We start from the raw sequence: 17879 nt of genomic DNA, 5'->3' as shown, positions 1-17879 counted from the left end.
GTGCACCCCACCGCCGCCGCCGACGCGCTGATCGACCCCCGCCACCCGTTCGCCGCGCACCTGCGGCACGTCGCCGGGCTGGGGGAACACCGGCCGTGGACGCCGGACGACGGCCCGCTGCCGGCGCTGTACCTCAGCCACGGCGCCCCGCCGCTGTTCGAGGACGCGCCGTGGATGCGCGAGCTGGCCGCCTGGGCCCGCGCGCTGCCCCGGCCGCGGGCGGTGCTGATCGTGAGCGCGCACTGGGAGTCGGACTCCCTCGGCATCACCAGCACCGTGCCCACCGGGCTCGTCCACGACTTCGGCGGGTTCGACCCGATGTACTCGCGGATGCGCTACGACACCCCGGGGTCCGGTGAGCTGGCGCGGCAGCTGCTCGCCGTCCTGCCGGAGACGGCGCACGTGTACGAGCACCGCGGCCGCGGCCTGGACCACGGCGCCTGGGTGCCGCTGAAGGTCATGTACCCGGAGGCCGACGTCCCGGTGCTGCAGCTGAGCCTGCCCACGCACGACACGGCGACGCTGCTGGCGCTGGGGGAGCGGCTGCGGCCGCTGCGCGAGCAGGGCGTGCTGGTGGTCGGCTCGGGCTTCATGACCCACGGCCTGCCGTACCTGACGCGGGAGATGCTCGGCGGCGCCGTCCCCGGCTGGTCGGCGGACTTCGACGCGTGGGCCGCCGACGCGCTCGACCGCGGCGACGTCGAGGAGCTCGCCCGCTTCCGGCTGCGGGCGCCCGGCCTGCGCTACGCCCACCCGACGGTCGAGCACTTCACGCCGCTGTTCGTCACCCTCGGCGCCGCGACCGACCCGACCGCCGGCGTCACCACCGCCATCGACGGCTTCTTCATCGGCCTCGCGAGGCGCTCGTTCCAGGTGGCCTGACCGCCCGGTGCCGACCTGCTGCCGTCTCCGCGCCCGGGAGGCAGCAGCAGGTCGACGTGCGGCGGGGTCAGGCGCGCTGCGCGCCCAGCTCGGCGAAGGTGTCGGCGACCCAGTCGGCGACGAAGGTGCTCACGTACGGCAGGTGGTCCAGGCCGATGTGCTCGGTCGCGCCCTCCTCGGGCGTGAACACCCGCAGCTCGCGCTTGGGCGAGTTGACCGCCTGGGAGTGGGAGCGGTGCGCCATCTCCAGCGGGATCTGCCGGTCGTTGGCGCCGTGCGCGATCAGGAACGGCACGGTGATCCGCTCGACGACGCCCTCGAGGGTCACCTGGTCGGCGAAGTCGAGGAACGCGTCGAGATCGTTCTCGTCGCCGGGCTGGCCCCACACCCACAGCACGTGCTCCCAGTAGTGCGGCACCGGCCGCTCGCCCTCGCGCTGGCGGCGGCGGCGCTGCACCGCGCCCCAGTCGTGGTTGGCGCCCCACGCCACGCAGAGGGCGAACCGCTTCTCGAACGCCGCCGCGCGCGGGGCGTAGTAGCCGCCCAGCGACCAGCCGACGACGCCGATGCGGGAGGCGTCGACGTCGTCGCGCGTCTCCAGCCAGTCGACGGCCGCGCCGGCCCACGCCTCGGTGTCGACCCGGGCGGTGAGCCCCTGCAGGCGCAGCGCCTCACCGGTGCCGGGCTGGTCGAGCATCAGGCAGGAGATGCCGCGCGCGGCCAGCTCCTCCCAGTGGTTCGAGGCGTACATGTGCTCCTTGGTGGAGTCCAGCCCGTTGACCAGGACGACCACCGGGACGCGGCCCTCGTCGGCGGCCGGCGCCTGGGAGAAGTAGGCCGGCAGCGTCGTGCCCTCGTAGGGGACCGCGACCCGGGTGACGCGCGGGCTGTGCGTGTCGAACGCCTTCTGCGCGATCTCCAGCATCCGCCGGTAGGTGGGCACCCGGTTGGGGTCGGAGTGGGCGAGCATCCGCTCGGCCTGCGCGAGGTAGTTCGACGCGCGGAACCACAGCTGCCCGGCGGTGCGGACGTGCCCGGCCTTCTCCGCCTCCTCGGCCTGGCCGACGAGCTGGTCGGTCAGCGCGGTCCAGGCGCGCAGGAAGTCCGGTGTCCCGGCGTCCTCGCCGGCGTTGGCGGCGTCCTTGATCGGCCGGCAGGCGCGGTCGACCTCGTCGATGAGCCCGCCGGAGTTCAGCGTGGCGACGACGGACAGGTTCCAGGTGTAGGGACCGGTGGGGAAGTACTCGAACACGGGGTGGTTCCTCTCAGGCGGTGCGGACGGCGTCGCTGATCGACTTCACGCCGCCGTGGGCGGTCATCCCGCCGTCGACGGGGATCTCGGCGCCGGTGACGAACGAGGCGCCGTCGCCGAGCAGGAAGGCGACCAGCGGCGCCACCTCGTCGACGGTGCCGGTGCGGCCGAGCGGGGTCTCGGCGACGTTGGCGGCGCGGAACGCCGGCGCCGCCGAGGCGGTCATCGGCGTCTCGACGTAGCCGGGGTGGATCGTGTTGACCCGGATGCCGCGCGGGCCGAGCTCCAGGCAGGCGGCCTTGGCCAGCCCGCGCAGCGCCCACTTCGACGCGGTGTAGGCGACCGGGAAGTGCCCGGTCAGGGCGGCCACGGAGCCGACGACGACCACCGAGCCGCCGCCGGTCATGAGCGGGGTGAGCGCCTGGATCCCGAGCAGCGTGCCGGTGACGTTGACCTCCCCGACCCGCGCGAGGTCGGCGGGGTCGAGGTCGGCCAGCCGCGCCCGCCAGGTGATCCCGGCGTTGGCGACCAGCCCGTGCACGCGGCCGTGCGCGCTCTCCAGGTCGGTCGCCAGCGCGGTCCAGCCGGCGGCGTCGGTGACGTCGAGCCGCCGGTAGGCGGCCCCGCCGAGGTCCTCGGCGGGGCCGTCCTGCACGTCGGTGGCGACGACGACGGCGCCCTCGGCCGCCAGCAGCCGGGCCTCCGCCGCACCTTGCCCCTGGGCCGCGCCGGTGACGACGACGACCCGGCCGCGCAGGCTCACGCCGGGCGCTTGCGGGTCCGCGGCCGCGGCCGGGCGGCGGCCACCGGCGGCAGGTCGACGCCCTCGACGACGCGGTTGCGGATCGTGCCGATGCTCTCGACGGTCATCTCCACCACGTCCCCGGGCCGCAGCGGAGGCGGGGAGAGCTCACCGCGGCGGCCCCACAGCTCGCCCAGGCAGCCGCCGTTGCCGCAGGTCCCGGACCCGAGCACGTCGCCGGCCCGCACCTGCGTGCCGCGCGAGGCGTAGGCGACGAGCTCCTCGAACGGCCAGCCCATGTTGGACAGCAGGTCCTGGCCGATCTCGGTGCCGTTCACCGACACCCGCATGTCGAGCTGCAGGAACCCCTCGTCGTCGCGGTACGGCTCGAGCTCGTCGGCGGTGACCAGCCACGGGCCGAGCGTCGTCGCCGAGTCCTTGCCCTTTGCCGGGCCGAGCTTGACCGCCATCTCGCGGAACTGGAGGTCGCGGGCGGACCAGTCGTTGAGCACGGTGTAGCCGAAGACGTGGTCACGGGCCTGCTCGGGCGTGAGGGAGGCGCCGTCGCGCCCGACCACGACGGCGACCTCGAGCTCGAAGTCGAACCGCTGCGAGCCCGGGGGGACCGCGACGTCGTCGTGCGCGCCGACGAGCGCGTACGGGTTGGTGAAGTAGAAGGTCGGCGCCTGGTACCACTCCGGCGGGACCGGCTCACCGCTCGGCGCGACCATGCCCTCGACGTGCTCCTCGAACGCGACGAAGTCGCGCACGGTCGGGGCCTGCAGCGGCGGCAGCAGGCGGACCGACTCCAGCGGCACGGCCGGCCCGCCCAGCGCCTCCTCCCCGGCCGACAGCGCGGCGGGCAGCCCCGCCCGGACGAGGTCGAGCACCGTCGTCCCGGCGGGGAGCGCGTGCAGCCCGGCGTTCCCGACCACGCCGGCGGAGACGACCCCGCCGGCCTCCCAGGTGGCGAACCGCATCAGACCGGCGGGGCCACGAACAGGCCCTTGTCCGGGTCGTTGAACGACTTCTGCGCGACGAACTCGTTCATGGCGTTCGCCGTGCCCCACTGGTCGGAGACCTCGGGGTTGCTGATGTCGTAGAGGTGCGGGTGCCAGGTGTCCTCGTCGAGGGTCTCCAGCTCGGTCGTGTACTCGACGGTGTTGCCGTGCGGGTCGAGGAAGTAGCTGAAGGTGTTGTTGCCGGCCAGGTGCCGGCCCGGCCCCCAGACCTTCTCGACGCCGGCGCGCAGCAGGCGGCCGGTACCCCGCATGTACTCGTCGAGGCCGCGCATCTCGAACGAGGCGTGGTGCAGCGACGGGTGCGGACCCCGCGCGATCGCCATGCTGTGGTGCCACGCGTTGGTGCGCAGGAACCACATCATGTTGCCCATCCGCGGGTGCATGAGCGTGTCCGACAGCGAGAAGCTCAGGTACTTGTCGTAGAACGCGACGGTGCCCTCGGGGTCGGCGGAGTTGATCACCACGTGTGACAGGCGCACCGGGATCGACTCGCCCTCCTCGATCGTGCGGTGCTGCCGCACCTCGACGTCGGAGCTGACCTCGATGGTCCGGCCCTCGTTGTCGAAGAAGCGGAAGCCGTAGCCGCCGCCGGGGGTGCGCAGGTCGGTCGGCTCGTGCACGAGCTGCACGCCGTCGGCGGCCAGCTGCTCGGCCAGGGTGTCGACGTCGGCGGCGTTTGCGGCCCCGAACGAGATGAGGTCGATCCGCTTGTCGGTGGCCTCGCGCAGCCGGACGATGTACTGCTCCGGCGACCCCTCGGCGGCGAGGAACGCCAGCCCGGTGTCGGTGTGCTCGGGCGTGAGGCCCCAGATCCCGGAGTAGAAGTCGAGCTGCTTGGCGAAGTCGGGCACGGCGAGGTCGACGTGCCGCAGGTGGGTGATCAGTCGCTGGGTCATCAGGATCTCCGGGTCACGCGGGCTGGCTGGTGAGCATGGCGATCGAGCGCATCATCGAAGGGATGTCGCCCTGCACGTGGTCGAGCTGCCACTGGGCGAGCTGGTTCGACGCGTCGACGACGGTCTTGGCGCGCTGGTAGCGGCGGGCCGTGAAGGCGTCCCACAGGTCCTGGTCGAGCACGTCCCGCTCGACGAGGAGCTCGGCGAGGACGACGGCGTCCTCCAGGGCCATGGCGCCGCCCTGGGCGATGGTGGGCGGGCAGGTGTGCGCGGCGTCCCCGATGAGGACGACGCGGCCACGGTTCCACGGCTCGTCGAGGACGTGCGTCTCGAACCAGGTGTAGTTCACCCGGGACGGGTCGGTCAGCGTCTCCCGGATCTCGTCCCACGGCCCGTGGTACGCCTGCGACAGCTCCTTCATGACGGCGAGCTGCTCGTCCGGGGTGAGCGCGCTGCGGTCCTGCGCGTCCTCGACGATGTAGGCGTAGAGCGAGTCCTCGCCCGTCGGGCAGTAGCCGGCGATGTAGGACGGCCCGCCGTAGTAGAGGTCGGTGCGCGTGACGCTGGCCGGACGCGGCCCGAAGGCGCGCCAGATACCCATCCCGACGGACTTCGTCTCCAGGTTCACGCCGAGGGCTCGGCGGGTCCACGAGCGGATGCCGTCCGCGCCGACCACGAGGTCGTAGCGGCCGGTGGAGTGGTCGGAGAACGTGACGTCGACGCCGTCGCCGTCCTGGCGCAGCTCGTTGTGGGTGGTGCCGAAGCGGACCTTGACGCCCACCTCCGTCGCGCGGTCGACGAGGATCCGGGCCAGCTCCGGCCGCGGCATGCCCATGGCGGCCGGCAGGTCCGGGCCGCCGGTCTTGGCGTCGGGGATCTCAGCCACGATCGTGCCGTTCGGGTCGGGAGCACGGATGCCGGTGACGTCGAAGGCGTAGCCCGCCGCCTGCACCCGGTCCCACACCCCCAGGGAGCGCAGCTCGCGCAGCGCGTTGCCCTGCAGCGTGATGCCGGAGCCGAGGGCGGCGACGTCGGGCTTGATCTCGACGAGGTCGACGGCGACGCCGGCCTGCGCGAGGTGGATCGCGGTCGCGGCGCCGGCGAGGCCACCCCCCACGACGAGGACGGTGTTGACGGCAGGCATCGGTGCCTCCTACTTGACGGCGATCGGGTTGACCGGCGACCCGACGGCGCCGGTCACGGGCAGAGGAGCGGCGGTGAGCCAGAAGTCGTAGACGCCGTCCTCGGCGCAGTCGGCCGCGAGCGCGTCGAGGTCCCACATCTCGCCGATGAACAGGCCCATGTTGGGGATGGCGACCTGGTGCAGCGGCTGGAAGGCGACGTCGAACTCGTTGGGCCGGACCTCGAAGCCCCACGTGTCGGTGGCGACGCCGGCGACCTCGGAGGCGTGCAGCCAGTCGGCGGTGGTGAAGGACAGCCCGGGCGCGGCGCCACCGGCGTAGTCGCCCCAGCCGCGGCCCTCGGCGATGTCGCGGCGGGCCCGGGTGAGCCGGCCGGTGCGGACCAGCAGGAGGTCGCCTCGCCCGACCCGCGACGACTCGCCCTGGGCCGCGATGGTGGCCTCGAGGTGCTCGGCGGTGATCGCGAAGCCGTCGGGCAGCTCGCCGTCGGTGCCGATCGCCCGGCCGACGTCGAGCAGCACGCCGCGTCCGGCGATGAGCGAGGCGACGGTCTCGATGCCGGTCACCGAGTCGCCCATGCTGGTCACGACATCGCCCGCCCGACGGCCGTTCCAGGCGAAGCCGTGGTCGAAGATGTGGCCGAGGCCGTCCCACTGGGTCGAGCACTGCAGCGGCATCGAGATGACGTCATCAGCGCCACCGATGCCGTGGGGGAAGCCCTGCACGCCGCGCTCGGCGTCGGTGCCCGTGTCGGTCATCGTGTGCACCGGGTTGGTGCGCCGCCGCCAGCCCTTCTGCGGGCCGTCGGTGTCGAAGGACTGCGACAGGGAGAAGCTGGCGCCGCGCCGGACCAGCGCGGCGCCCTCACGCCGCTTGGCCTCGTCGAGGAAGTTGAGCGTGCCGAGGACGTCGTCGGCGCCCCACCGGCCCCAGTTCGAGCAGCGCTTCGCGGCGGCGGCGATGGCGCCCTCGGGATCCGTGCGGTCGAGGTGGTCGGGGGTGTGGTGCATGCCCCGACAGTGGGCCGGCCCACAGGAGTGAGGGAAGACGGAATGCCTGATGACGGGCATCAGCGCCGTCGATACGGTGCGCCCCGTGAACCTCGCGAGCCTGGACCTCAACCTGCTCGTGTCCCTCGATGCGCTGCTCCAGCAGCGCAGCGTCACGCGGGCGGCGGCGCAGATGGGGCTGAGCCAGCCGGCGCTGTCGGCGTCGCTGGCCCGCCTCCGCCGCCACTTCGGCGACGAGCTGCTCTCCCGCGTCGGCAACGAGTACCGCCTGACGCCGCTCGCCGTCCAGCTCCGGGAGCTCGCGCGGATCGCCCTCTCGGGGGTGGAGCGGGTGTTCACCGCGCAGCCCGGCTTCGACCCGGCGTCGTCGACGCGCGAGTTCACCCTCCTGGTGAGCGACTACGTCGTCGCGGTGCTCGGTGACACCGTGGCGGGCCTGCTGGCGGAGGAGGCGCCGCACACCCGGCTGCGGCTGAGCGCGCACTCGCCGGCGATCGTGGACCGGGCGGAGCAGGCGCTGCTGAGCGCCGACCTCCTCTTCCTGCCGCCGGGCTTCCTCACCGACCTGTCCCGGCGGGACCTGTACCGCGACGAGTGGGTCTGCGTGGTGGCCGCCGACAACCCGGTGGTGGACGCAGGCCTGACCGTCGGCGACCTCGAGTCCCTCCCGTGGGTGGCCACCTACCACGGGCCGACGGCGTCGACCCCGGCCGCGCGCCAGATGCGCATGCTGGGGATCGAGCCGCACGTGCAGGTGGTCACCGAGAGCTTCCTGACCGTGCCCGCGCTGGTCTCCGGCAGCGACCGGATCGCGCTGCTGCAGCGCAGGCTCGTCGACCTGCTGCCCCTCGACTCCGGCATCCGGGCGCTGCCGTGCCCCTTCGACGCCGGCCCGCTCATCGAGGCGATGTGGTGGCACCCGGTGTTCGACGACGACCCCGAGCACGCCTGGCTCCGCGACCTGGTCTCGCGGGCGGCCCGGCTGGCGGTGGGGGAGCGGTCAACGGGTATCCATCCGGTCGATGGGGGCCGTAACGACAAGTGATTTCCGCTCGCCGTCCGGCGTCCTGACACTCCATCGCCAGTGATGCCGGTCACCGGGACCGGCGCGCCCGTCGATGGAGACGCCCGTGTCGGAGAACGTCCTGGTCCCTGAGCGGCGGGCGGAGGAGCCGCTGGTCGGCGAGGTCGCCGTCGATCCCACCACGGGGCGGCCCGCCGGCCGGCCGCAGGCCCTGGTGCTCCTGCTGTCCAGCTGCCTCGCGGTGCTCGGCGCGGTCCTGCTGGCGCCCGTCCTGCCCCGCATCCAGGACGCCTTCGCCGGTACCCCCGGGGTCGAGGCGCTGGCCCCAGTCGTGCTCACCGCGCCGGCGCTGGTCATCGGGCTCACCGCGATGGTCGCCGGCCGCATCGTCGACCGCGTCGGGCGCAAGCGCCTGCTCGTCGGCGCTCTCGTCGCCTACGCCTTCGTGGGGACCGCGCCGCTGTGGCTGCCCTCCCTGCAGCTCATCGTCGCCAGCCGCGTGCTGCTCGGCCTCACCGAGGCCGCGATCATGACCTGCTGCACGACCCTGCTGGCCGACTACTTCCACGGCTCGCAGCGGGAGCGGTACTTCGGCCTCCAGGTCGTGTTCACCACCGTCGCCGCGACGGTCTTCCTCGGGGTCGGCGGCGCGCTCGGCGCGGCCGACTGGCGGACGCCCTTCTGGCTGTACGCGGTCAGCCTGCCGCTCGCGCTGGCTGCCGCGAAGCTCATCTGGCAGCCGGCCCCGCAGGCGCAGGCGGCGACGCGTGCGGTGAAGCTGCCGGCCCTGCCCTGGCGCCGGCTCGCCGCGCCGATCGGCGTGTCCCTGCTGGGTGGGCTGGTCTTCTACGTCCTGATCGTCCAGCTGTCCTTCAAGCTCGACGACATCGGCGTGGAGTCCACGGCGGTCATCGGCGCCGCCAGCGCGGTCGCGTCGCTGGGCACCGCGGCCGGTGGGATCCTCTTCGGCCGGCTGGCCAAGCGCGGCCCGGCGGTCCTCGTGCCGCTCGCCTTCGCGCTCTCCGGCGTGGGCATCATCGGACTCGGCCTGTCCTCGGCGGTTCCCGCGGTGATCGCGTTCGCCGTGGTCACCGGTCTCGGCAACGGCCTGATCCTGCCGTCGCTGCTCACCTGGGCCCTCGGCTCGCTGAGCTTCGAGCAGCGCGGCCGGGGCACCGGTGTCTGGACGTCGGCCTTCTTCATCGGGCAGTTCGTCTGCCCGCTCGTCGTCCTCGCGCTCAGCGGCGCCCTCGGCGGCCTCGGCGCCGCGCTGGCCCTGCTCGGCGGGGTCAGCGTCGTCGCCGCCGTCGGCGTGCGGCTGTGCCGGCCGGCCGCGGTGGCCACCGCGCACTGACCGGCCCGCCCCGCACCGCCCCCGCACCCCTGGACCTCCGGGGTGCGGGGGCGGTGCACTGGGGCCCCGCTCCCGAGGAGGTCTCCGTGGACGTCACCGTGGTCTCCGTCCCCGTCAGCGACCAGGACGCCGCGCTGCGCTTCTGGACCGCGCAGGTCGGCCTGCAGGTGCTGCGCGACGCGGAGTTCGCGCCCGGCGCGCGCTGGGTGCAGGTGGGCACGCCGGGCTCGGGCACCTCGCTGACGCTGGTCACCTGGTTCGACCGGATGCCGCCGGGCTCGCTGCAGGGCCTGGTGTTCGAGGTCGACGACGTCGACGCCGAGTACGCGCGGATGGCCGGCGCGGGCGTCCCGTTCGAGGGGCCGCTCACGACCGAGGCGTGGGGCCGGCAGGCGGTGTTCGCCGATCCGGACGGCAACCGGTTCGTGCTGAGCAGCCGCGCCCGGGTGCCGGCCTGAGGATCAGCGGCGGGGGCGCTCCCGCATGCCGAGGGCGGCGGTGACGAGCAGGAGCATCAGGCCGACGAGGACCAGCCAGAACATGCCCTCGACGACCCACCCGACGATCGTCACGGCCAGCCAGACGACCAGCAGCAGACCGAGCAGACGCAGCAGCACGGGGACCTCCGGGGACGGCTGCGGCCAGCCTAGGCCCGGTCCGGGGCAGGATGGCCGGGATGGACGACGACCCGTGGGACCTGCTGCTCGCCGGCCTGCCGCCCGTCACCGCCGACCTCGTCCGCGCCGCGGACGCCCTCGTCCGGGAGGCCGACCCCGGCGTCGTGCGGGTGGTGTGGCCGCACCAGCGCACCGTCGGCTACGGCGTGGGCCCGCGGAAGAACTCCGAGCACTACGCCTACCTCGACGTCCACGACCGGCACCTCAACCTCGGCTTCAACCGCGGCGCGGCGCTGGCCGGCGCGGGCCTCGACGGCGGGCTGCTCGAGGGCACCGGGAAGTCGTTCCGCAAGGTCGCCGTCCGCGGCCCCGCCGTCCTCGCCGACCCGCGGCTGCCCGGTCTCCTGCGCGCCGCGCGCGAGGAGCGGCTGACCGCGCTCGGCCGGTGAGCGCCGTCACTCGCGGAGCAGCGTGACCTCCTCCAGGTCCATCTCGTGCTGCACCCGCCGGAACACCTCGTCGTCGATGCGCCGGGCGTCGCGGTACCGGACGAACACCTCGCGCTCGGCCTCGAGCATGGCCCGGCGCATCCGCCGGTAGACCGCGCTCGGCGTCTCGCCGCCGCCGGCGACCGGGCCGCCGAGCCGCTCCCACGCCGCGTTGGTCCGCGCCTCCATCCGCTGCCGCAGCTCGGCGACGGTGGCGGCGTGCAGCGGGTCGCCGTCGTCGAGGCTGTCGAGCCGGGCCACGGCGGCCCGGCCGGCGTCGTTCTGCGCCTGCGCCTCGGCGAGGGCGTCGGCGGCCTCGTCCGAGGCCTGCACGCCCAGCCGCCGGATCACCGCCGGCAGCGTCAGCCCGTGCAGGAGCAGGGTTCCCACGGTGACCACGAAGGTCAGGTAGACGATCTCGTCGCGTCCGGGGAAGGGCGCGCCCGACAGCGTGGTCAGCGGGATGCCGGCCGCCGCGGCGAGCGAGACCACGCCGCGCATCCCGGCCCAGGAGATGACGGCGGGGTACGTCCACGGCGGCGGGGCCCAGTCCTGGCGGCGGCGGGCCAGCGGCCGCAGGTAGGTGGTGGGGAAGACGAACACGACCCGGGCGGCCAGCGCGACGAGCACGAGGAACAGGCCGACCGCCGTCAGCGTGCCCACCGACGGCCCGACGCCGCTGACCACCGCGCGCAGCTGCAGGCCGATCAGCGCGAAGACCGTCGCCTCGAGGACGGTGTCGGCCGCCTGCCACACCGCGCGGTCCTGCAGCCGGGCGACCGGGTGCGCCGCGGGGGAGCGGTGCCCGCGGTAGAGACCGGCGAGGACCACCGCGAGGACGCCGGAGGCGTGCACCTCCTCGGCGACGGTGAAGCCGATGAACGGGACGAGCAGGCCGAGCGCGCTCTCCAGCACGCCGTCGCGCAGCAGCAGGCGGATGCGGTGCACCAGCCAGCCCAGCGCCCAGCCGATCGCGGCGCCGCCGGCCGCGGCGAGGACGAACACGCCCAGGCCCTCGGCGATGCCGTAGCCGGCGCCCGCGGCGACCGCGACGGCGACCCGGTAGACGGTGAGCGCGGTGGCGTCGTTGACCAGGCTCTCGCCGCCCAGGATGGTCATGACCTTCCGCGGCAGGCCCAGCCGGCGGCCGACCGAGGCGGCCGCGACGGCGTCCGGCGGGGCGACGACGGCGCCGAGCACCAGCGCGGAGACCAGCGGCAGGCCCGGCACCAGCCACCACGCGGCCAGCCCGACGGCGACCGTGGTGAGCAGCACCGCCCCGACCGCGAGCATGCCGATGGGGCGGAGGTTGGCGCGCAGCCGCAGGTAGGAGCTGTCCAGCGCCGCGGAGTACAGCAGCGGCGGCAGCACCAGCGTGAGGATCAGGTGCGGGTCCAGCGCGTAGTCGGGCACGCCCGGCAGGAAGGACACCGCGAGCCCGACCAGGACCAGGAGCAGCGGCGGGGAGACCCCCAGCCGCCGCGCCAGCGCGCTGACGGCGAAGGAGCCGGCGAGCAGGCCGACGAGAGGCAGTTCCATCACACCAGCGCCTGGTCGACGTAGCACCAGCGCCAGTCCTCGCCCGGCTCGGCCGACCGGACGATGGGGTGGCCGCTGACGCCGGCGTGCGCGGTGGCGTGCCGGTTGGGGGAGGAGTCGCAGCAGGCCACGTGCCCGCAGGTCAGGCACATCCGCAGGTGCACCCACCGGCTGCCGATGGCCAGGCAGTCACCGCAGCCCTCCGAGTCCGGCGACACGTCGCGGATCTGGTCCAGGTGCCCGCACGTCGTCATCGCGGTCCCCCCTCTCGTCGCGGCCGTCGCCGGGAGTCGACCACCCGCGCGACGCGGGCGGCAACGTCCCCCGGCCGGTCCGCTCTTCCCGTGGCAGGGTCGGCGGCGACCGTCCGAGCCGGGAGGAGGCGCCGTGGACCTCGACGAGGTCGCCGAGGAGCTCTACGCGGTGCCGCCCGGGCAGTTCGTCGCCGCCCGCACCGACGCCGCCCGCCGCGCCCGGGCCGCCGGGGACCGGGCGCTCGCGCGGGAGATCGGCGCCCTCGGCCGACCCTCGACCGCGGCGTGGGCGTGCAACGTCCTGGTGCGCGAGCAGCCCGACGAGATCGCCGGCCTCGTGGAGCTCGGCGACCTGCTGCGCGAGGCCCAGCAGACCCTGGCCGGCGACGAGCTGCGACAGCTGGGCACCCAGCGCTCCCGGCTGCTGGCCGCGCTCACCCGCCAGGCCCGGGCGGTGGCCGCGCGCCGCGGCACCCCGCTCAGCGACGCCGTCGCCGACCAGGTGGAGGAGACGCTGCGGGCCGCGCTGGCCGACCCGGGCGCGGGGGAGGCGCTGCTGGGCGGCCGGCTGACCGCGCCGCTGTCCTCCCGTGGCCTGGGGCCCGGCTTCGGCACCCGCCCGGCCCTGCGGGTGGTGCCCCCGCCGCGGACCGGGCGCACCCCGCCGGCCGCCCCGCGGCCCAGCGCCCGGGAGGACGCCGCCCGGCGCGCGGCCGAGGAGCGGCGGCGGGCCGCACAGGAGCGGCGGGACCGCGAGCTGGCCGCCGCCCGCGAGGAGGCGGAGGCGGCCGAGCGGGAGGCCGCGGAGGCGGAGGCGGCCGCCCGGGCCGCGCACGAGCGGGCCGGGCGGGCCAGCCGCCGGCAGGAGGAGCTCGCCGCCCGCGTCGAGGAGCTGGCGGCCGAGCTCGAGCGGGTGCGCGCCGACGCGGAGGCGGCCGGCGCCGAGGCCGCGCGGACCGGCCGGCAGGCGGAGGCGGCCGGCCGGGCGGCGCGGCGGGCGGCGGCCGACCGCGACCGCGCCGCCGACCGCGTCACGGAGCTGGAGCGGGCGCCGCTGGAGGCCTGACCGGTGCACCGCCGCCGCGTCGCGGGCCCCCGGCCCCGCCCCCAGCATGGGCGCATGACGGAGTCAGCGGGCCGCGTCGCGGTCGTCACCGGGTCGGAGTCGGGCATCGGGCGGGCGGTCGCGGTCGCGCTCGCCGAGCAGGGGTGCGACGTCGGCATCACCTGGTACCGGGACGAGGCGCACGCCCAGGCCACCGCCGACGAGGTGCGGGCCCGCGGGCGGCGGGCCGAGGTGCGCCACGTCGACCTCACGCAGCTGCCGCAGGCCGCCGGCGTCGTCGACGACCTCGCCGAGGCCCTCGGCGGCATCGACGTCCTGGTCAACGACGCCGGCACCGGCCACTCGACGCCGATCCTCGACACCGACTACGAGACCTGGCGCGAGGTGCTGGCCACCGACCTCGACGCGGCGTTCCTCTGCCTGCAGCGCGCGGCCCGCCGCATGGTCGCCGCCGGGCGGGGCGGGCGGATCGTGAACGTCACCAGCGTGCACGAGCACCAGCCGCGGGTCGGCGCGGCGGCCTACTGCGCGGCCAAGGGCGGGCTCGGCCTGCTCACCCGGGTCGCGGCGATCGAGCTGGCCGAGCACGGCATCACCGTCAACGCCGTCGCGCCGGGGGAGATCGCCACCCCGATGACCGGCCAGGAGGACGAGGACCCGACCGCGCCCGGCCACGAGCGCCCCGGCGTCCCGGTCGGCCGGCCGGGGAGCGCGCAGGAGGTGGCCGCCGTCGTCGCCTTCCTCGCCTCCCCGCAGGCGTCCTACGTGACCGGCTCCTCCTACGCCGTCGACGGCGGCATGCTGCAGATGGGCCCGATGGCGGGCTCGCACCTGACCGGCGACGGCTGGCGCCGTCCCTAGGCGGCCAGCAGCTCCAGCAGCCGGGCGCGGTCCGGCCCGGGGAACGGGCGCGGCGGACCGGGCGTCGCCGCGGCCACCCGCTCGCGGACCAGCGGCACGGCCAGCAGGTCGGCCAGCGGCGCCATGCACAGCCGGTACTCGAGCATCGCCCGGAACACGTCGGCGTCCTGCATCGCGACCCCGAGGAAGGCCGCGAGCTCCGGGTACAGCGGCGGCTCGGGCACCCCGCGCCGGGCGGCGTCCATCTGGGCGAGCCGGGAGCGGTCCTCGGCCAGCTGGTCGGTGACGAACGGCCCGACCCGCCGCTGCGTCGCCGCGTCGAAGGCCGCGGCGAGGTCGGCGGGCCGGTCCAGGTCGCGGGCGACCGCGGCGCGCAGGAGCGCGGCGTGCGCGATGCCGATCGACAGGCCGCGGCCGGCCGACGGGTTGGTGCACGCCCACGCGTCCCCGACGGCGGCGAAGCCGGTCACCACCGGCCGGCCGTCGACGGTGAAGCGGCGGCTGCGGTCCAGGCCCCCGGCCATCGCGGCGACCCCGCCCAGCGGCCGCCCGTCCAGCCAGTGCGCCTGCAGCGGGCACGCCGCCACCACCCGGTCGAACACGGCGGGGTGGCGCAGCTCCCGCAGGGGCCGGTCGCCGGTCTGCCCGAACACGGTGACCGACCAGGTGTCGTTGTCGCCGTCGAGGGTGAGCAGCGAGACGCTGCCCAGCGGCATGATCCCGGGACCGCGGCGCACCGGCCGGTCGGGGCCGGTGAGGAAGCGCGTGTAGTAGACGAAGCCCGAGGCCTGGGCGCGCTGCTCCGGCGGCCGGGCGCCGAGGTCGGCCAGCCACTGCGCCGAGCGGGTGCGCCGGCCGGTGGCGTCGACGACGAGGTCCGCCCGCAGCTGCTCGCCCGCCGCCGTGCGCACCCCCGCCGCGTGCGGGACGCCGCCGGCCGCGGACGGCCCCGGCAGGAGGCCGGCCACCTGGACGCCGCGGCGCACCGTGACCCGCGGGGTGTCCTCGGCGGCGGCCGCCACCGCGGACTCCACCACCGGCCGGCGCCCGGTGACGAAGCGCAGCCGCTCGTCGGCCTCCCGGGGCGCGCGGTCGGCGATCCCCGGGGGCAGCAGCGCCGCGTAGTCGACCCACACGCAGCCGTCGGCCAGCAGCCGGTCGGTGAGGCCGGGGAGCTCGGCGTCGGCGACCGCGCGGAACCGGGCGAAGAGGTTGTGCGGCTGCCGGAACTGCGCGACCCCGGTGCGCCGCCAGGACTCCCACGCCTCGGCGGGCGTGGTGGGGGCGCCGTCGGGGTCGGACTCGAGGACGGTGACGTCGTGCCCGTCGGCCGCGAGCATCATCGCGGCGCAGAGCCCCACCACGCCGCCGCCGCAGACCACCACCGAGCCCATGGCCGCCCCCTCGTGCCCGGGACGGCGCGCGCGGCCGGTCGCCGGGCGGGCCCAGGGTGGCACCGGCGGCGCCGCGGGGGCGCGTCCCGCCGGGGCGCGGCCGCGGGGTCCGTGGCGCGTCGGCACCGAGGGGCGCCGGGCCGACGCGGGAGGTCAGCCGGCGGCCGAGTGGCGGGCGCGCTTCTCCCGGTACAGGGCGGCGTCGGCGCGGGCCAGCGTCGCGGCGAGGTCCTCGCCGGGCCGGGCGCCGGCCGCCCCGGCCGACCACGCCCCGACGGAGACGGCGCGCAGCCGGTCCAGCAGCTCGGCGGCGCGGTCGGGGCCGGTGCCGGGCAGGCAGAGCACGAACTCGTCCCCGCCGAGGCGGCCGAGCAGGTCGGAGCGGCGCAGCTCCCGGCTCCAGGCCGAGGCGAGGGAGCGCAGCAGCGCGTCGCCGGCGGAGTGGCCCTCGGTGTCGTTGACGGCCTTGAACCCGTCGAGGTCGAGGACGACGACGGTCAGCGGCTCCCCGGTGCGCTGCGCGTGGGCGAGCAGCCGGGCGGACTCGGCCTCCCAGGCGCGGCGGTTGGCCACCCCGGTCAGCGGGTCGGTGCCGGCCGCGCGGCGCAGCGCCCCGGACTGCCGGATCTGCGCCTCGGTGAGCACCGCAACCGTGGTGACGGCGGCCAGCCAGGCGGAGAGGAAGCCGTCCGGCGTCGCGGCGAGCGCGCCGGCGGTGACGACGGCGACCCCGCCCGCGACGTGCAGCCGCGCCTGCGCCGGCGGGAGGACGTGGCCGGCGAGCACCCCGAGCGCGACCATGACCGGGCCGAGGCCGACGACGCCGACCGCGGTGACCGAGCGCCAGGCGAGCAGCGCGGTGAGCAGGGACAGCAGCGCGAGGGCGGCGTGCACGGCGCCCATCGGCGCGCGCTCGCGCCCGTGCCACAGCGCCGCGGAGCCGAGCCCGCCCACGGCCGCGAGCGCCGTCAGCAGGACGACCGGCGTGCGGGGATGCATCGGCCACAGCGCACCGGCGGCACACAGGACGGCGGCGCAGCCGTAGAGCAGCGCGAGCAGGCCCAGCCCACCCCTGCGGTCACCGTGCACGGGTCCTCCCTCCGTTGCGGACGACATCGTCACCCATCGCGCCGGTCCTGAGCGCGACGACGGCCGTCCCCCTCGGAGGGAGGGGCGCGGGGGGAGGGTCAGCCGGTGAGCTCGGTGGGCAGCGCGATGACGTCGACCATCGCCCCGAGCCGGTACACGGTGACCGGCAGCGGCCGGCCGATCGCCTCGGCGAACAGCAGCCGCTGCAGGCTCTGCGCCTCGGCCACCGGCGCCCGCCCGGCCTCCAGCACCAGGTCACCGGCGCGCAGCCCGGCCCGGTCGGCCGGCGCCCCCGGGACGACGTCGACCACCCGCAGGCCGCGGCGCCGGCCGGTGCGCTCGGCCAGCGGGGCGGGCAGCGGCGCGGGGCTGCTGACCAGGCCCAGGTAGGCGCGGCGCACCCGCCCGTCGCGGACCAGCGCGTCGACGATGCGGCGGGTGGTGGCGTTGACCGGCACCGCCAGCCCCAGGCCCCACCCGGCGACGGCGGTGTTGATGCCGACCACCCGGCTGGCCGAGTCGGCGAGCGCGCCGCCGGAGTTGCCGGGGTTGAGCGCGGCGTCGGTCTGGATGACGTCCTCGACGACCCGGGCGGTGCGCCCGTCGCGGGTGGGCAGCGAGCGGCCCAGGCCGCTGACCACGCCCGCGGTCACGGACCCGGCCAGCCCGAGCGGGTTGCCGACGGCGACGACGAGCTGACCCACCCGCAGCTGCGCGGCGTCGCCGAGCTCCGCGGGCTCCGGTGCGCCGGCGGTCGCCCGGACGACGGCGAGGTCGGACAGCGGGTCGGTGCCCACCACCTCGACCGGCGTCTCGGTGCCGTCGCCGAACACCGCGCGCCCGCTGCGCGCCCGGCCGACGACGTGCGCGTTGGTGAGCATCAGCCCGTCGCCGGGGACGACGACCGCGGAGCCGGCGCCGCCGCCGCGGCCGTCGGGCGCGGTCACCTGCAGCGCGGCGACGTGCGGGGTGAGGTCGGCGGCGACCGCGGTCACCACCTGGGAGTAGGCGTCCAGGGCCGCGTCGGTGTCGGGTCGGGCCACGGTCCACCTCCGGTCGTGATTACAGCGTTGCACCGACCAGTGGACGCCTCGCCGGACCGCGCTGCCACCCCCTCCGTTCCGCCTTCGGTGAACGGCGGGAGGGATCCCGCGCGCTCGTGCTCTGCCCACACCTTTGGGCAGTTCACGAGCCTGCTGGTCATCACGTTGGGCCGCGACCCGGCGCGCCTAGCGTCGGCCTGGCCG

The 17879-nt window shown here is 76.0% G+C and carries 19 protein-coding genes; 7 read left to right on the top strand and 12 right to left on the bottom strand.

Translation table 11 applies throughout. From position 1 onward, the window contains the following. Positions 1 to 882, top strand: a complete 882-nt coding sequence (locus ACI79L_RS18935; protein WP_456938265.1) for a dioxygenase family protein — start codon at positions 1 to 3, stop codon at positions 880 to 882. Between the two features lie 67 nt (positions 883 to 949). Here the strand turns inward: ACI79L_RS18935 and ACI79L_RS18930 are convergent, their stop codons facing one another. From ACI79L_RS18930 to ACI79L_RS18905, 6 genes are read right to left on the bottom strand one after another with little or no spacing between them, the layout of a single operon-like run. Next, positions 950 to 2134: an alpha/beta hydrolase family protein gene (locus ACI79L_RS18930; RefSeq protein ID WP_456938264.1), complete on the bottom strand. Its 1185-nt coding sequence runs from the start codon at positions 2132 to 2134 to the stop codon at positions 950 to 952. Positions 2135 to 2147: 13 nt separating this feature from the next. Beyond that, on the bottom strand, positions 2148 to 2897 hold the full coding sequence (locus ACI79L_RS18925) for an SDR family NAD(P)-dependent oxidoreductase (protein WP_456938263.1): 750 nt from the start codon (positions 2895 to 2897) through the stop codon (positions 2148 to 2150). Continuing rightward, positions 2894 to 3856, bottom strand: a complete 963-nt coding sequence (locus ACI79L_RS18920; RefSeq protein ID WP_456938262.1) for a fumarylacetoacetate hydrolase family protein — start codon at positions 3854 to 3856, stop codon at positions 2894 to 2896. The genes ACI79L_RS18925 and ACI79L_RS18920 overlap by 4 nt, the downstream gene beginning before the upstream one ends. Further along, positions 3856 to 4794 carry a VOC family protein gene (locus ACI79L_RS18915; RefSeq protein WP_456938261.1) on the bottom strand — a complete coding sequence of 313 codons (939 nt, stop codon included), beginning with the start codon at positions 4792 to 4794 and terminating at the stop codon, positions 3856 to 3858. The genes ACI79L_RS18920 and ACI79L_RS18915 overlap by 1 nt, the downstream gene beginning before the upstream one ends. A 13-nt stretch (positions 4795 to 4807) precedes the next feature. After that, on the bottom strand, positions 4808 to 5938 hold the full coding sequence (locus tag ACI79L_RS18910) for an FAD-dependent oxidoreductase (RefSeq protein WP_456938260.1): 1131 nt from the start codon (positions 5936 to 5938) through the stop codon (positions 4808 to 4810). 9 nt (positions 5939 to 5947) lie between these two features. Continuing rightward, positions 5948 to 6946 (bottom strand): cyclase family protein, encoded by a 999-nt coding sequence (locus ACI79L_RS18905; protein ID WP_456938259.1) that lies wholly within the window; start codon positions 6944 to 6946, stop codon positions 5948 to 5950. Between the two features lie 85 nt (positions 6947 to 7031). On the opposite strand from ACI79L_RS18905, the gene ACI79L_RS18900 reads away from it, so the two are divergent. The 3 genes from ACI79L_RS18900 to ACI79L_RS18890 all read left to right on the top strand — a co-directional run bounded on the left by ACI79L_RS18900 (position 7032) and on the right by ACI79L_RS18890 (position 9782). Further along, positions 7032 to 7991 carry a LysR family transcriptional regulator gene (locus ACI79L_RS18900; RefSeq protein WP_456938258.1) on the top strand — a complete coding sequence of 320 codons (960 nt, stop codon included), beginning with the start codon at positions 7032 to 7034 and terminating at the stop codon, positions 7989 to 7991. Between the two features lie 85 nt (positions 7992 to 8076). Next, positions 8077 to 9324, top strand: a complete 1248-nt coding sequence (locus tag ACI79L_RS18895) for an MFS transporter (RefSeq protein ID WP_456938257.1) — start codon at positions 8077 to 8079, stop codon at positions 9322 to 9324. Between the two features lie 86 nt (positions 9325 to 9410). Continuing rightward, a complete protein-coding gene (locus ACI79L_RS18890) occupies positions 9411 to 9782 on the top strand; it encodes a VOC family protein (protein WP_456928938.1) in 372 nt (123 codons plus the stop codon). 3 nt (positions 9783 to 9785) lie between these two features. Here ACI79L_RS18890 and ACI79L_RS18885 read toward each other — a convergent pair whose 3' ends face one another. Beyond that, positions 9786 to 9941, bottom strand: coding sequence for a hypothetical protein (locus ACI79L_RS18885; protein WP_456938256.1), 156 nt, complete (start codon positions 9939 to 9941; stop codon positions 9786 to 9788). A gap of 59 nt (positions 9942 to 10000) precedes the next feature. On the opposite strand from ACI79L_RS18885, the gene ACI79L_RS18880 reads away from it, so the two are divergent. Continuing rightward, positions 10001 to 10390, top strand: a complete 390-nt coding sequence (locus ACI79L_RS18880) for a hypothetical protein (RefSeq protein ID WP_456938255.1) — start codon at positions 10001 to 10003, stop codon at positions 10388 to 10390. A gap of 6 nt (positions 10391 to 10396) precedes the next feature. Here the strand turns inward: ACI79L_RS18880 and ACI79L_RS18875 are convergent, their stop codons facing one another. After that, positions 10397 to 11968, bottom strand: a complete 1572-nt coding sequence (locus tag ACI79L_RS18875) for a Na+/H+ antiporter (RefSeq protein ID WP_456938254.1) — start codon at positions 11966 to 11968, stop codon at positions 10397 to 10399. Continuing rightward, complete coding sequence (locus ACI79L_RS18870; RefSeq protein WP_456938253.1) at positions 11968 to 12222, bottom strand: UBP-type zinc finger domain-containing protein; 255 nt, start codon at positions 12220 to 12222, stop codon at positions 11968 to 11970. The genes ACI79L_RS18875 and ACI79L_RS18870 overlap by 1 nt, the downstream gene beginning before the upstream one ends. A 133-nt stretch (positions 12223 to 12355) precedes the next feature. Between ACI79L_RS18870 and ACI79L_RS18865 the strand changes: the two genes are divergently transcribed. Together ACI79L_RS18865 and ACI79L_RS18860 are read left to right on the top strand one after the other, a co-directional pair. Beyond that, complete coding sequence (locus ACI79L_RS18865; RefSeq protein WP_456938252.1) at positions 12356 to 13288, top strand: hypothetical protein; 933 nt, start codon at positions 12356 to 12358, stop codon at positions 13286 to 13288. Positions 13289 to 13342: 54 nt separating this feature from the next. Further along, entirely contained in the window at positions 13343 to 14149 is an 807-nt protein-coding gene (locus ACI79L_RS18860) for an SDR family oxidoreductase (RefSeq protein ID WP_456938251.1), read from the top strand. On the opposite strand, the gene ACI79L_RS18855 is transcribed toward ACI79L_RS18860, so the two are convergent. From ACI79L_RS18855 to ACI79L_RS18845, 3 genes are all read right to left on the bottom strand, one after another. Then, positions 14146 to 15543: an NAD(P)/FAD-dependent oxidoreductase gene (locus ACI79L_RS18855; RefSeq protein ID WP_456938250.1), complete on the bottom strand. Its 1398-nt coding sequence runs from the start codon at positions 15541 to 15543 to the stop codon at positions 14146 to 14148. The genes ACI79L_RS18860 and ACI79L_RS18855 overlap by 4 nt on opposite strands. A gap of 153 nt (positions 15544 to 15696) precedes the next feature. Next, complete coding sequence (locus ACI79L_RS18850) at positions 15697 to 16632, bottom strand: GGDEF domain-containing protein (protein ID WP_456938249.1); 936 nt, start codon at positions 16630 to 16632, stop codon at positions 15697 to 15699. Positions 16633 to 16730: 98 nt separating this feature from the next. After that, positions 16731 to 17675 carry a S1C family serine protease gene (locus ACI79L_RS18845; protein ID WP_456938248.1) on the bottom strand — a complete coding sequence of 315 codons (945 nt, stop codon included), beginning with the start codon at positions 17673 to 17675 and terminating at the stop codon, positions 16731 to 16733. Positions 17676 to 17879: the final 204 nt, after the last annotated feature.

Source organism: Geodermatophilus sp. SYSU D00684, assembly GCF_054050455.1.
The sequence above is the reverse complement of the archived record's forward strand: the minus strand, read 5'-3'. Positions and strand labels throughout refer to the sequence as shown.

Bases quoted from the DNA above. Each gene is read 5' to 3' on its own strand.
- ACI79L_RS18920 (WP_456938262.1), bottom strand. From the start codon at position 3,856: ATGCGGTTCGCCACCTGGGAGGCCGGCGGGGTCGTCTCCGCCGGCGTG.
- ACI79L_RS18915 (WP_456938261.1), bottom strand. From the start codon at position 4,794: ATGACCCAGCGACTGATCACCCACCTGCGGCACGTCGACCTCGCCGTG.
- ACI79L_RS18910 (WP_456938260.1), bottom strand. From the start codon at position 5,938: ATGCCTGCCGTCAACACCGTCCTCGTCGTGGGGGGTGGCCTCGCCGGC.
- ACI79L_RS18905 (WP_456938259.1), bottom strand. From the start codon at position 6,946: ATGCACCACACCCCCGACCACCTCGACCGCACGGATCCCGAGGGCGCC.
- ACI79L_RS18880 (WP_456938255.1), top strand. From the start codon at position 10,001: ATGGACGACGACCCGTGGGACCTGCTGCTCGCCGGCCTGCCGCCCGTC.
- ACI79L_RS18875 (WP_456938254.1), bottom strand. From the start codon at position 11,968: ATGGAACTGCCTCTCGTCGGCCTGCTCGCCGGCTCCTTCGCCGTCAGC.
- ACI79L_RS18870 (WP_456938253.1), bottom strand. From the start codon at position 12,222: ATGACGACGTGCGGGCACCTGGACCAGATCCGCGACGTGTCGCCGGAC.
- ACI79L_RS18860 (WP_456938251.1), top strand. From the start codon at position 13,343: ATGACGGAGTCAGCGGGCCGCGTCGCGGTCGTCACCGGGTCGGAGTCG.
- ACI79L_RS18855 (WP_456938250.1), bottom strand. From the start codon at position 15,543: ATGGGCTCGGTGGTGGTCTGCGGCGGCGGCGTGGTGGGGCTCTGCGCC.